Source organism: Denitratimonas tolerans (assembly GCF_037203605.1).
Classification (GTDB): domain Bacteria; phylum Pseudomonadota; class Gammaproteobacteria; order Xanthomonadales; family Xanthomonadaceae; genus Denitratimonas; species Denitratimonas tolerans.
The window spans coordinates 134,782-148,657 of the sequence record NZ_JBBDHC010000005.1; the positions used below are offsets into that span (position 1 = coordinate 134,782).

Sequence of the window (13,876 nt, forward strand, 5' to 3'; positions counted from 1 at the left end):
CGCCGCAGGAGCCACCCGACGTGGCCCGCAGCGCGGCCTTTGCCCATTGCGAGCCCATGAAAACCAGCGCCGAAATCCGCCAAGACTTTCTCGACTTCTTCCGCAGCAAGGCACACGCCATCGTGCCTTCGGCACCGCTGGTGCCGGCCAATGATCCGACCCTGTTGTTCACCAACTCGGGCATGGTGCAGTTCAAGAACGCCTTTCTGGGCAGCGAGAAGCCGCCGGCGGCGCGCGTGGCCGACGTGCAGCGCTGCCTGCGCGCGGGCGGCAAGCACAACGATCTGGACCAGGTGGGCTACACCGCGCGCCACCACACCTTCTTCGAAATGCTGGGCAACTGGTCGTTCGGCGACTACTTCAAGAAGGACGCCATCGTCTGGGCCTGGGAGCTTCTGACCGAGGTCTGGAAGCTGCCGGCCGAGCGCCTCCTGGCCACGGTCTACATCACCGACGATGAGGCCTACGCGATCTGGCGCGACGTGATCGGCCTGCCGGAAAGCCGCATCGTGCGCATCGGCGACAACAAGGGCGCGCCGTTTGCTTCCGACAACTTCTGGCAGATGGCCGACACCGGCCCCTGCGGCCCGTGTACCGAGATCTTCTACGACCACGGTGCCCACATTCCCGGCGGCCCGCCGGGGTCGCCGGATGAGGATGGCGACCGCTTCATCGAGATATGGAACCTGGTGTTCATGCAGTTCGATCGCCAGCCCGACGGCGTGCTCGTGCCGCTGCCGGCACCGTGCGTGGACACCGGCATGGGCCTGGAGCGCCTGGCCGCGATCCTGCAGGGCGTGCATTCCAACTACGAGATCGACCTGTTCCAGGCGCTGATCCGCAGGGCGGCCGAGCTTACCGCCACGGCCGACATCGAGAACAAGTCGCTGCGCGTGATTGCCGACCACATCCGCGCCTGCAGCTTCCTGATCGCCGATGGCGTGCTGCCGTCCAACGAAGGCCGTGGCTACGTGCTGCGCCGGATCATCCGCCGCGCGCTGCGTCATGGCTGGATGCTGGGTCAGCACCAGCCCTTCTTCCATCGCCTCGTCGCCACCCTGGTCGAGCAGATGGGCGCGGCCTATCCGGTGCTGGTGGAGCAGCGCCAGACCATCGAGCAGGCGCTCAAGGCCGAGGAGGAGCGTTTCGCCGAGACCCTCGAGCACGGCATGAAGCTGCTCCAGACGGTGCTTGGCGACGAAGGTTCGCTCGCGGAAAAGCAGCGTCAGGTGCCGGGCAAGACCGCCTTCACCCTGTACGACACCTACGGCTTCCCCGTCGATCTCACCGCCGACGTCGCGCGCGAGCACGGCTGGGGCGTGGACATGGCCGGCTTCGAGGCCGAGATGGAGCGCCAGCGCGAGCAGGCGCGCGCGCACAGCAAGTTCGCCGGCAGCGCCATGCTGCCGGCGGATCTCGTGGCCATGCTGTCGCCCACGCGCTTCCTGGGCTACGAGCAGACCGCGGCCGAAGGCGTGCGCGTACTGGCCGTGGTGCGCGACGGTGCGCCGCTGGTCTCGCTGTCCGCCGGCGAAAAGGGCAGCGTGATCCTGGATGCCACCCCGTTCTACGCCGAATCCGGCGGCCAGGTGGGTGATACCGGCGAGCTGACCGCAGCGGGCGTCCTGTTCAAGGTGGAGGATACCCAGAAGCTGTCCGGCAGCTATTTCGGCCACGCGGGCACGCTCATGGCCGGCAGCATCAGGGCCGGTGACGTGCTCGATGCGCGCATCGATACGGCGCGTCGCCAGGCCATCGTCCTCAACCACTCGGCCACACACCTCTTGCACGCGGTGCTGCGCGAGGTGCTGGGCACCCATGTCACCCAGAAGGGTTCGCTGGTGGCTCCCGATCGCCTGCGCTTCGACTTTTCGCACTTCCAGCCGATCGGGCGCGAGCAGCTGGCCGAGATCGAGCAGCGCGTCAACGCGCGCATCCGCGGCAACGCCGAGGCGGAAATCCGCCACATGGGGATGGCCGAAGCGCTGGAATTCGGTGCCATGGCGCTGTTTGGCGAAAAATACGGTGATGAGGTGCGCGTACTTCGGATGGGCGAGTATTCCACCGAGCTGTGCGGCGGCACCCACGTGAACAGCACCGGCGACATCGGTCTGTTCAAGATCGTTTCCGAAGGCGGCGTCGCCGCCGGCGTTCGCCGCATCGAGGCGGTGACCGGCCAGGGCGCGCTGGATCACATCGCCCACGAAGCCGGGCAGCTGGACGCGGTGAGCGAGCTGCTGGGTGGAAGCCGCGGCGACGTGGTGGAGAAGCTGCGCCAGCTGTTCGATCGCCAGAAGAAGGCCGAGAAGGAGCTGGAGTCGCTCAAGGCCCGTGCTGCCGCCGGCGCGGCCGCCGATCTCGCCGCGTCCGCGGTCCGGGTGGGCGATGTCCGCGTCGTGGCCGCGCGCCTGGAGAACATGGACGCCAAGGCGCTGCGAGAGAGCGTGGACAGCCTCAAGCAAAAGCTGCCGGACGCCGTGATCATTCTGGCGTCGGGTGATGGCACCAAGGCCGCGCTGGTGGCCGGCGTGCAGGGCAGGGCGCTGGAGCAGGTCAAGGCCGGCGACGTCGTGGCCTTCGTCGCCGCGAGGATCGACGGCAAGGGCGGTGGCCGCGCCGACATGGCGCAGGGCGGCGGCGAGGACGACGCCCGCCTGCCGGTGGCGCTGGGCGAGGTCGCGCGCTTCGTGCAGGAGCGCTTCCAGGGTTGACGAGGGAGCGCGATTGCCTCTCATCCGGGCGAGGTTCGGGCCAGCGAATTCGCCCGCTCCGGTGCGTTTGCAGAAGTTGACGCGGCTGCGCTAGTATCTGGCCAGTTTCATGCACCATTCAGGTGCGTGCCAAGGATCGGCAGCATCGCCCCGCGATGCCGCACAGTGGGCAACCCGCCGCGGTGGGTTGGGCATCGAAGGAGCGAATGCAACATGTTGATTCTTACCCGCCGGGTAGGCGAGACCCTCATGATCGGAGAGCAGGTCACCGTGACCGTCCTCGGGGTGAAGGGCAACCAGGTGCGCGTCGGGATCAGCGCCCCCAAGGATGTGTCGGTACATCGGGAAGAAATCTTCCAGCGCATCCAGCGCGTGGATGGCGAGGCCATCCTGGCGCGCGACGTTCGCGCCGAATAGAGCACGCTGCCGCGCGACTCCCGCACGCGCGGCCGGCGGTTTGGAGCGCGTTGAGAAAGCCGGCGCACATTGCTTGTCGAGGTTTGGTGCCCGTCATGCGTGCATCGCGGTGCGCGTGCGCCTGGTTGGCATGCCCATGCGCCCACGAAAAAGCCCGCGCTGGGCGGGCCTTTTGCAAACCGTCGGTTTGATGGTCGGGGAGACAGGATTTGAACCTGCGACTTCTACGTCCCGAACGTAGCGCTCTACCAGGCTGAGCTACACCCCGAATCTTCGAGCCGCCCATTCTACAGGGGAGAAAGGCGCGCAATCAAGATGTCCGAAGGGCAGGCGTCTTGATGGCCATCGCCCGGCGCGGACCTGTCGATGATCCGGCCTTTCCGGTGCGCCGGGGCGGGTCCCGCGCTCGCTCGGGCCCAAGGTGTCGTGCGCGACGCGCGGGAATGGATGCCGATGCGGACGTCCGGTGACGCGGACCCGGTGGCGGCCACGCAATAAAAAAGCCGCGGTTTCCCGCGGCTTCTTCCGGATCGGACGCTGTGCGTGAGGATCAGGCCAGGCCAGCCTGCTTCATCACTTCGGCCGCGAAGTCGTCTTCCTTCTTCTCGATGCCTTCGCCCACGACCAGGCGCTGGAACGAGAGCACTTCGGCCCCTTCCTTGGCCAGCGCCTGGGCGACGCTGATGTCGGTATCGAGCACGTAGGCCTGGCCGGTCAGGCTGATTTCCGCGAGCGTCTTGTTGAGCTTGCCGGAGATCATCTTCTCCTGGATTTCCGCCGGCTTGGCGCGGTCCTTCTCGCTCATCTGGGCGAGCGCGATTTCCTTTTCCTTGGCCACGAACTCGGCGGGGGCATCGGCCGCGGTCAGGTACTGCGGATTCATCGCGGCGATGTGCATCGCCAGACCCTTGGCCAGCTCGGGCGAGCCGCCCTTGACGTTCACCAGCACGCCGATGCGGCCGCCGTGGACGTAGCCACCCACGTTCTGGCCGCTGGCCAGCGCGGCGAGGCGGCGGACCTGCACGTTCTCGCCGACCTTGGCGATCAGCGCGGCGCGGGATTCCTCGATCGTCGCGCCGTCGGCGAGCTTGACCGCCTTGAGCGCCTCGGCGTCGGCGGCAGCGCTGGCCAGCGCTGCCTGGGTGATGGCGTCGACGAACTTCACGAAGTTCTCGTCCTTGGCCACGAAATCGGTCTCGGAGTTGACCTCGACCAGCACGGCGCGGGCACCGTCGATGGCCATCGCGATGCGGCCTTCGGCGGCGACGCGGTCAGCCTTCTTGTCGGCCTTGGCCAGGCCGGTCTTGCGCAGGTGCTCCATCGCGGCGTCGATGTCGCCGTTGTGCTCGGTCAGCGCCTTCTTGCATTCCATCATGCCGGCGCCGGAGCGCTCGCGCAGTTCCTTGACCAGGGCGGCGGTGATTTCCATGGTTACCTCGGTGTGTTCCAGAAACGTGGGGCGCGCGCCGCCGGGGCGATCGCGCGCGGGAGTGTTGGCCGCCCGCCTCGGGCCGGCGGCCGTTGGGCGGGGCCGATTATTCGGCGGCTGCGCCCTTGTCGGCGCGCGGAGCGCGCTTGGCCGGTGCCTTCTTGGCGGGCGCGCGGCGCGGTGCCTTCTTCGCTTCGGCGTCTTCCTTGACGATCGGGTTGCCCTGCTCGTCGAGTTCGATGAACTCGTCGTCGCCGGCAGACGCCATGATCGGCGCGGCGGACTTGCCTTCCAGCACCGCGTCGGCGACGGCGCGGGCGTACAGCTGCACGGCGCGGATGGCGTCGTCGTTGCCGGGGATGGCGTAGTCGACCAGGTTCGGGTCGTAGTTGGTGTCGACCACGGCCACCACCGGGATGCCGAGCTTGCGGGCTTCCTCGACCGCGATGTTCTCGTGGCCGATGTCGACCACGAACAGCGCGTCAGGCAGGCCGTTCATGTTCTTGATGCCGCCCAGCGACTTCTCGAGCTTCTCGCGCTCGCGCTGCAGGCTCAGCACTTCGTGCTTGACCAGCTTGGCGAAAGTGCCATCGGTCTCGGCCGCTTCCAGCTCCTTGAGGCGGGCGACGGACTGCTTGACGGTGCGGAAGTTGGTGAGCATGCCGCCCAGCCAGCGCGCCGACACGTAGGGCATGCCGCAGCGCGCCGCTTCCTCGGCGATGGCATCGCGCGCCGAGCGCTTGGTGCCGACGAACATGATGGTGCCGCGCTTTTGCGCCATGCCGGAAACGAAGTTCATCGCGTCGTTGAACAGCGGAACCGTCTTTTCCAGGTTGATGATGTGGATCTTGCCGCGCGCGCCGAAGATGTACGGTGCCATCTTGGGATTCCAGTAGCGGGTCTGGTGGCCGAAGTGGACGCCGGCTTCCAGCATCTGACGCATGGTGATCTGTGCCATGGTTTGCAACTCCTGAAGGTGGAACCGCTCGCCGCACGGTGGCTGTCGAAGAGAGCCGTGCGGGCCTGGCGCGGGCCGATTGGGCAGGTGCGCCACGATTCCGGGGTTGGGCCTCCGCGCGGTGCCGTTGCCGAACCCCGAAGGGCACCCCGGAACGGACGATGGCCGCGCGTGTGTATTCGCCGCTGACGTACGGCGTGGACGGCGCAGGGCAGGGTTTGCCCGGCAAAGCCGAAGCATTGTACGCGATGGGCGCGGTTGCGGCAATTGCCGTGGGTTCAGGAAAAGGCCGAAGGACGGACCGCCGTCCCTGTGCTTCAGTGATCGCCTCCAATGAGTCGGATACTTTCAGGCTGCGTGGCTAAGCGTGCCGGGTGTCGCATTTTGTCCGGCCATTTTGCTCATTTCATCGAGGCTCCCATTGCACGCTATTCTGGCCGTTGCGGAACCCGCGTGCCGGACTCACGACGTCCCGCCCGCGTAATTTGACGATGGCTGTCGGGAGAGTCGCGATGCCACTGTCTGTCCTGATCGAGTCGATGTACCAGGCCGCACTTCTGCCCGATCGCTGGCTGGTCGTGCTTGAGGCCCTGTGCCGGATTTCCGGGTCGGCCAGCAGCTCCCTGCTGGTTGCCGATGGGCGAAGCCCGCCGCTCTGGCAAACGACTGCGCGCACGCAGGCGCTGATGCAGGAGTTGTCCGGTACCGATGCCTGGAGAGCGCCGCAGCGCAGTGCGGATCACCTGCTCTCGCAAGACTCCGGAGGCGGGCGCTTTCACTGCGTCAACGATCTGATGTCGCGCCACGAGCTGGAGGCCGACGCGGTCTACCGCGCCTTCCTGCGCCTCGGGCTGTCGTGGCAGGTGGGGATGGCCATTCCCCTGCCGAGCGGCAGCACGATGATTTTGACGCTGGAGCGCGATGTCGGGGCCGGCCGACATCCCGCTGATCAGCTGGCGCGCCTGTCGCCGCTGTGGGGGCACCTGGCACAGGCCGGGCGAATTGCATGCGGCCTTTCGCAGGCGCGGGCGCGCGGTGCACTGGACGGACTGGTGGCCTTTGGCCTGTCCGCCGTCCTGCTCGACCGCCATGGTCGGCTGCTCGATTCCAACCCACCGCCATCGGGCGGATGGAACGGATGGATCAGCCTGCGAGCGGATGGACGGATCAAGCTCGGCGATGCCGCAGGCGATGCGCTGCTGGAGTCGATCCTGCGCAAGGAAACCGGGCTGCGCCCCATTGTCTTGCCCGCGGCTCCGGCCAGGCCGCGTCGCGTTGTCCACCTCATCCCCTTGCCAGGCGAAGCGCGCGAACTGTTCGGCGGTGGTCTGTGGCTGCTCACCATCCATGTTCCGGGTGCCGATGCGCGCGCCCCGGAAACGCACCTCCTGTGCACGCTCTACGACCTGTCTGCGGCCGAAAGCCAGCTCGCGGCGAAGCTCGCCACCGGCGCAACGCTCGCCGTAGCCGCGATGCAGTGCGGCATCCGGCTGAGCACGGCGCGCTCCTATCTGGAGCAGGTCTTCCACAAGACCGGCTGCCACCGCCAGGCCGAACTGGTCGCCCTGCTCGGGGGCATCGCGCGCATGACCATGTCGAACGCCTCCGACTGAACGGCACGCCTACCGGCAATTGCCGGTAGCGGCAGTTCCACAAGCCGCCTAGTGTGGCCCCCGAAGCCGGACAGATTCAGGGGGAGGGCAGGTCATGCGCACATTCTTTCTCGTCTCGATATTGCTGATTGCCGGCGCGGGATTGGCCGTGCCGCAGGTGGCGGCGCAGGCGGTGCCGTGGGAAGCGCACGCCAGCGAGCCGCAGGGCAGCAGCCTGGGGCCGGCGCTCGACCCCGATCCTGCGTTCGGCAGCGGCGGCACGGCGCTCTTTTTTCTCGACTACCCGGACGCGCTGATCGGCAATGGCCTGCGCGTCCATTCTCTCGGTGGCGCGGGCTGGTACGTCCTGGCCAGGCACAAGGCCCAATCGGGCTACTGGGATGCCGCGGTGATTCGGGTGCGCCCGAACGGCACCCAGGACGGCATCTGGCTGATCCCGACGCCGCTGAAGGACATCGCCGATGCGGTGATGGATGAGGCTACCGGCAAGTTCTATTTCGCCGGCAGCGGCAAGAGTCCGCTCCTGCCCGGATCTGATCGTGACTTCGCGGTGACCTGCGTCGATATCCAGAGCGTTCCGGGCGGCGGCACCTGCGCGGGATTCGGTAGCGCCGGCACCGCCTTCGTCGGCTTCGACCTCGGTGGAGGCAGCAACGACTACGCCCGGCGCGTCGTGGTGCGCCCGAACATCGGCCTGATCCTGATCGGCGTGGCCGAGTTGAACGATATTCGTGATGCGCCGGTGATGGCCTCGCTATACCGCGCTACCGGCGCGCTGTACGCGGGATTTGGAATCGGCGGGCGGCAGGTTGTCGGCTGGCACCTGCCGACCGATCAGGTTCGCATTCATGTCAATGACGCAGCCCTGACGAACGATCCCGATGCGCAGACGCGCCTGTATTTTGCCGGTGACCTGTGGGTCAACGATCCGCTCGACAAGACCGGATACGTCATCGACGTAAATGCCATGACCGGTGCGCCGATCGCAGTGCGCTATGCCGACCTCAGCTTTGGCAATTGCAGCACGGACTGCTCCGACGCGGTGACCGCCATCCGTGTGCTGGCCAACGGCAAGCTCGCCGTCGGCGGCTGGACTACGGACGCAGCCCTCAATCGACAGCTGATGCTCGGACGCCTCAACGTGGACGGGAGCTGGGATGCCGGCTTCAACGACGGCGGACTGTTCGCGGCGTACATGGGTCTGGAGTCCACGCTGGGTCAGGCGGTTCCCACCGCCCTCGCCGAGCGCCCCGACACGGGTGAGCTGGTCGTGGCGATGGATCACCGCCTGGATGGCGCTGCGGCAACACCGACCCGTCAGGCGCTCGGCTGGTTTACCGCCAACGGTCGGGAAATGCTGGCCTGGCACGACTTCGGCTTCGGAGCCGCCACCGACGAAACGCCCCGGACCACCGGTGCCAGTCTGCTGGTCGATCCGCAGTCCATCATGCTGGTCGGTACGCGGCGCTGGAATGCGACCGACGACGACGTCACGCTGACGCGCCTGCTGTTCCGCGACGGCGAGTCCGTGTTCGCCGACTCCTTCGAATCGCCGGCCCCCGTCCTGAGAGCCACGGCAGAGGATGCACGTTTTCCCTTGGAGTGAGCGAGACGCACTCGGCCAAGGCTACGGCGCAGCCGTGCCGGAAGCGTGTGTCGGATCGTTCATCACTCAAGAGGTCCGGCTCGCGACGGAGGGCCGCAATGGCCCTCCGCCGCGCGCTCATCACAGTTCGCCGCCGCCGAACCTGTGGGTGTACTGCAGGTAGAAGCTGCGGCCCTGGGTGTCGAACCAGGAGATGTCGTAGTACGGATAGCTGGTGTAGGTTGGGTCGACCGGCGGCATCTTGTCGAACAGGTTGACCACGGTCAGCGATAGCTGCGAACGACCGGTGAAGGCGTACTGCAGGTTGCCGTTGTAGCGCCACGTCGCAGGGATCGTCGGGCCCGGATCGCCGTCTTCCCACACCTGATCGTACGACCACCCGTTGGGCAGGCGGCCGATGCGGGTGCCCTGGACCGACGCCGCCCATGCGCTGCGCGACCAGGACAGGCGCACGCTGCTCTTGGTGCGCGGGATGTCGTAGCCGCTGTTCACCGCGAACATGTCGATCACCGGGGCGTCGGAATAGAGCCGGATCTCGTGGCGGTCCACCCAGGTGTGCTGGGCACTGAGGCGGAAGGTGCCGATGGGGCTGTCCCAGCGGACGTTGGCGCTGGCGTCCGCGCCGCTGGTGGTCTCGCGCGCGACGTTGACGGGGTTGACGTGGACGCCGTAGATCGCGCCGCCCGCGGTGCGGGTGATGCGCGACAGCATGTCGGCGCAGGTTTCCGGGCTGCCGCCGGCATTGCCGAGGCGGCAGTCCCGCTCCCAGCGCATCACGTCGTTGGCGCGCATGTCCTGGACCTGATCGCGCATGTCGATGTCGAACCAGTCGAGCGAGAGGTCCAGGAACGAGGTCGGCGACCACACCAGGCCCATTGTCCACGACGTGCTGGTCTCGGGCTCGAGATCCTTGCTGCCAGTGCGGCTGCGGATGATGCCCTCGTCGCTGTAGCTGCAGTCCTCGATGCTCTCGTCAGGCTCCTCGCTGGCGCAGCGGTAGTAGTCGATGACCGAGGTTTCATCGTTGCCCGGGCCGGCGAAGACGTAGTGCAGGTCGGGCGCGCGGAAGGCGGTGCCGTAGGAGCCGCGGACCAGCAGGCTGTCGAGCGGGCGCCACTCCAGGCCGGTGCTCCAGGTGAACTTGCCGGGGCTGCGTCCCGCGAAGCGGTACTGGTCCTGGCGGCCGGCGACGCTGAGGCTGAGGGTATCGAGCACGGGCATGCGCAGTTCGCCGGCGACCGCCCAGCGGTTGCGGCTGCCCTTGCCGTCGGAATCCTTCCAGCTGTAGTAGTAGTACTGCGTCGCCAGCGGATCGGGCTTCAGGTCATAGCCCTGGTGTCCCACTTCTGCCGTCGCCGAGAAGCCCGCCGCGCCGCCGCGCAGTTCGAACAGTTCGGCCTGGGTCAGGGTGAAGGAGAGGGTCTGGCTGTCGGACTGCGGATGGTAGGTGGTGTAGGCGAAAATGCTGTCGTACTCGCTCCGGCTCAGCGGGGTGTAGAGGCGGTTCGGATCGGCATTGAAGATGGGGTATTCGTCGCCGCGCCAGGTGTGGCTGCCCGGCTGCTGCTCGCCCAGGAACAGCCGGTTGGCGCTCGCGGCCACGATCTGCGGCCAGCTGATCCTGGCCTTGTACTGCGAATGGCTGAAGGCCGCCTCGTAATCCCAGTTGCCCCGGAGGATGCCTTTGAAGCCGGTGGTCAGGCCGAAGGTGTCCTGGGTGGTGTCGACCATGCCGCTGTCGAGGCCGCCCATTTCCTCCAGGGTGAAGCGGCGCTGCCAGTACTCGATCTGCTCGGTGGCCTGGTTGTAGAAATATCCCTCCTCGTTGCCGTCGGGCATCATCAGCGACCAGGTGCGCGGCGCGCGGAACAGGGACACCTTGTGGTGGCCGGCCTGCACGTCGGCGAACCACTCGCTGCCGTTGCCCAGTTGATAGCTCATCGAGGCATAGCCGTTGGCACCGCGCCGCTCGCTGATCATGGTGCGATAGGCCACGCCGCGCTCGCTGCCGCAGTAGTTGCCGTAGTTGCGCCGATAGGCGTAGCCCATCGTGCCGCCGTTGAGGTGCGAGAGCGCGGCGCAGGTGTCCTCGCCCGGGTCGAGGTAGTCGTCCCACCAGTCGGTGATCAAAAAGTCGCGCGGCGGGTAGCCGTAGCGCGCGGGGTTGGGCGCATCGGCGCTCGAATCCTGCTGCTCGCGCTGGTAACCCCAGAGCGGGCGCTGGTCGCGGTATTCCAGCCCGGCGACCAGGTTGAAGTTGCCGCGGGAAAAACCGCTGGAGAGGTTCAGCACGCTCGACTGCCCGCCGCCTTCCTCTGTCCAGCCGTAGCGGTAGTCGATCGTGGTGCCGTCGGCCTGCTTCTTCAGGATGAAGTTGACCACGCCGGAAATGGCGTCCGAGCCGTAGATGGCCGAGGCGCTTCCGGTGAGAATCTCCACCCGGTCGATCATGCCCAGCGGGATGCTGGAGATGTCGGTGAAATTGCTGCGGCCCTGGAAGGGCAGGGGAAAGTCGGCGATGCGGCGACCGTTGACCAGCACCAGGGTATGGTTCGGGCCGAGGCCGCGCAGGTCGACCTGCTGGGCACCGGGCGAAAAATCGGCACCGCCGGCCGATTGCTGGCTCTGGGTTTCGCCGCCGTTGACGGTGAGCGAGCGCAGGAGGTCGGGGATGGTGGTGAAGCCGCTGGCCTTGATTTCCTGCGCCGTGACTACCGAAATCGGGGCCGGACCTTCGACCTGCGCGCGCGGGATGCGCGAGCCAGTGACCTGGATGGTCTCCAGGGTTTCCGGTTCCTCCTGCACCGGCGCGGGCGGCGGTGCGGGCGTGTCGATCTGGACCGCGGCCTCGGCGGAACGGCTATCGGATGCGGGCGCGCCGGCCAGGACCAGCACCGCGCCGGAGTCATCCCGATTCGCCCGCAGCCCGCTGCCTGCAAGCAGCTGTTGCAGCGCCTGGTCGGCGCTGGCGGCACCGCGCGCGCCGCCGGTCCGGTGTCCGCGCACCTGCTCGGCACGGTAGACCAGCTGCAGGTCCGACTGCCGCGCCAGCGCGTTGAGGGCCGTCGCCAGATCGCCGGCAGGCACGTCGAACGGGCCGGGCGGCGTTTGCGCCTGGGCCGCCAGCGCGGCGGAGCAGGCCAGGCTCAGGAGCAGGTGTCGGATCGGATAGCGCATGATGTTTTCCCCAGTGAGGCGCTCGGGGCGGCGCCTTTCAGGAGGGATGACGAACAAGCGATGCCGATCCCGCCCCGCGCGTCGGCATCGCTTCAAAGCGAGTGCAGGACGATGCGGTCGGGCAGGCGCTCGGCCCGTACCGGAAAACCGCGCTCCAGCAGGTGGATGAAACCCTCGAGATTGTCCCAGCGGAAGTTTCCGCCGATCCGGAGGTCCGCCACGCGGGCGTCGGCCAGCTCCAGTTTGCGCAGGTTGAAGCGGTTGAATTCGGCGGCGGCGTTGGCGAGCGAGGTATCGTCGAAGCCGAGGTAGCCGCTGCGCCATTCCAGCAGGCGCTCGGCCTCGGCCGGCGTCATGGATTCGATCCGTACGCCCGCGCCGTCGGCGAAGGCGACGTGGCCGGCCGAGAGCAGGGTTACGGGCGGCGCGATGCCGTTGCCGTCGGCATCGCGTTCGAATCTGACGCGGCCTTCGGTCACCACCACCCGCGCGTCCGGGCCGGCGCGACGCACCGAGAAGCGGGTACCGACGGCGGTGATGCGGGTGGCATCCAGCGCCACCACGAAGGGCCGGGCCGGGTCGTGGGCCACGGTGAAGATCGCTTCGCCCTGCAGCAGCCGCACGCTGCGGCGGCGGCGCTTCATGGTCACCTCGATGCGGCTGTCGCTGCTCAGGGTCACCCGTGTGCCGTCGGCCAGCGCGACCGATTCGACCTGTCCCAGACTACTGGCGAACAGCGCGTGATGCCGACCTCCGGCCTGCCAGCCGAGGACGCCGGCGACGCCGACGGCCGCCAGCACCAGCATCGCCGCGATGCCGCGCCTCCAGCCGCCGCCGCCGTCGTCCGGGCGGTGGTAGGTCATGTGGATACCGCGCAGGTCCGGCGGGAACGGCGGCATGACGCCATCACCGGCCGGCGCGGCACCGTACTCGTGCCAATTGCCGCGTTCGGGAACGTGGCCCGACGGGATTCCCGCCCCCAGCGCGCGCAGGCGAGCGGCCTCGCTCCAGGCTTCCTGCAGGCGCAGGAAGGCAATCCGATGTGCGGTGGATTCCTGCAGCCAGGCGCGCAGCTGCGCCTCCTCGCGCGCAGTCCAGCGGCCCGATTCGCGCTGCGCGAGCCAGCGCGATGCCTCGCGCTCAGTCTCCGCCGTGCTGGTCATGCCGCGCCTCCCGCTGGCTCGCTCCGGGCGTTTCGCGCCCTGCCGCACTGCCGTAGAGGCGGTCGGCAAGCAGGCGCATTCCCTTGGCAAGGTGTTTTTCCACGGTTTTCTCGGCGATGCCCAGATGGCGGGCGACGTCCTTTTGCGGCAGTTCCTCCACCCGGCGCAGCCACACCACCTCGCGGCAGCGGTCGGGCAGGGCGTCGAAGGCTTCGGCCAGTCGCCTGAGCAGCTGGCGACCGCCCGCCCAGCGTTCGGGCGAGACGTCCTCGATCAGGTAGACGTTCGAAGATTCCAAATCACCCATCGCCTCGATCGACACCACCTTCTGCCGCCGGATCCGGTCGGCCATCAGATTGCGCGCGGTGGTGAAAAGGAAGGCGCGCGGGGACAGCGGGCGCTCGCGCAGCGCCGCTTCGTAGACGCGCACGTAGATTTCCTGGCGCAGGTCCGCGACCTCGTCGCGCTGGTTCCATCGCCGGAGCAGGAAGTGCATGAGCGCCGGCTCGTGCACGAGCACCTCGGAGGCAAACCAGCGGTCAAGGTCATTGAGCATGCGGGCACTCTAGCGCAGAGCGATGGTGCCGCGGCATGGGGGAATCGGACGGGCGATTCGTCTACATTGGACGAGCCGCCATCGTGGCGGAACCCGTCCGATGGGAAACATGCACATGCAAAAAGCTGGCCTCCGGTTTGCGACGCATCTGGCTTTGGGTTTCATCTGCCTGCTCTTGGCGGGGCAGGCGCTGGCGGCGGGGCGGTTCGATCACCACGTCATCGGCGACCTGCGCGCCCGCACGCC

The 13,876-nt window shown here is 67.7% G+C and carries 9 protein-coding genes and 1 tRNA gene; 4 read left to right on the plus strand and 6 right to left on the minus strand.

The features are described from left to right. Positions 1-56 precede the first annotated feature (56 nt). Both alaS and csrA read left to right on the plus strand, forming a co-directional pair. Positions 57-2,711 (plus strand): alanine--tRNA ligase, encoded by a 2,655-nt coding sequence (alaS, locus tag WB794_RS05165; RefSeq protein ID WP_337334777.1) that lies wholly within the window; start codon positions 57-59, stop codon positions 2,709-2,711. A gap of 213 nt (positions 2,712-2,924) precedes the next feature. Further along, positions 2,925-3,128 carry a carbon storage regulator CsrA gene (csrA, locus tag WB794_RS05170; RefSeq protein ID WP_337334778.1) on the plus strand — a complete coding sequence of 68 codons (204 nt, stop codon included), beginning with the start codon at positions 2,925-2,927 and terminating at the stop codon, positions 3,126-3,128. Positions 3,129-3,319: 191 nt separating this feature from the next. On the opposite strand, the gene WB794_RS05175 is transcribed toward csrA, so the two are convergent. The 3 genes from WB794_RS05175 to rpsB all read right to left on the minus strand — a co-directional run bounded on the left by WB794_RS05175 (position 3,320) and on the right by rpsB (position 5,515). Beyond that, positions 3,320-3,396: transfer RNA gene (locus WB794_RS05175), tRNA-Pro, on the minus strand. Between the two features lie 282 nt (positions 3,397-3,678). Then, complete coding sequence (tsf, locus tag WB794_RS05180) at positions 3,679-4,557, minus strand: translation elongation factor Ts (RefSeq protein ID WP_337334779.1); 879 nt, start codon at positions 4,555-4,557, stop codon at positions 3,679-3,681. Between the two features lie 106 nt (positions 4,558-4,663). Continuing rightward, positions 4,664-5,515: a 30S ribosomal protein S2 gene (rpsB, locus tag WB794_RS05185; RefSeq protein ID WP_337334780.1), complete on the minus strand. Its 852-nt coding sequence runs from the start codon at positions 5,513-5,515 to the stop codon at positions 4,664-4,666. A 512-nt stretch (positions 5,516-6,027) separates the two neighbouring features. Here rpsB and WB794_RS05190 point away from each other — a divergent pair. Further along, positions 6,028-7,128, plus strand: coding sequence for a helix-turn-helix transcriptional regulator (locus WB794_RS05190; protein WP_337334781.1), 1,101 nt, complete (start codon positions 6,028-6,030; stop codon positions 7,126-7,128). A 94-nt stretch (positions 7,129-7,222) separates the two neighbouring features. Beyond that, positions 7,223-8,734, plus strand: coding sequence for an NHL repeat-containing protein (locus WB794_RS05195; protein ID WP_337334782.1), 1,512 nt, complete (start codon positions 7,223-7,225; stop codon positions 8,732-8,734). A gap of 120 nt (positions 8,735-8,854) precedes the next feature. Here WB794_RS05195 and WB794_RS05200 read toward each other — a convergent pair whose 3' ends face one another. From WB794_RS05200 to WB794_RS05210, 3 genes are all read right to left on the minus strand, one after another. Then, a complete protein-coding gene (locus WB794_RS05200; RefSeq protein ID WP_337334783.1) occupies positions 8,855-11,911 on the minus strand; it encodes a TonB-dependent receptor domain-containing protein in 3,057 nt (1,018 codons plus the stop codon). Positions 11,912-12,003: 92 nt separating this feature from the next. After that, a complete protein-coding gene (locus tag WB794_RS05205) occupies positions 12,004-13,074 on the minus strand; it encodes a FecR family protein (RefSeq protein ID WP_337334784.1) in 1,071 nt (356 codons plus the stop codon). Further along, positions 13,052-13,630: an RNA polymerase sigma factor gene (locus tag WB794_RS05210; protein ID WP_337334785.1), complete on the minus strand. Its 579-nt coding sequence runs from the start codon at positions 13,628-13,630 to the stop codon at positions 13,052-13,054. The genes WB794_RS05205 and WB794_RS05210 overlap by 23 nt, the downstream gene beginning before the upstream one ends. Between the last annotated feature and the right edge of the window lie 246 nt (positions 13,631-13,876).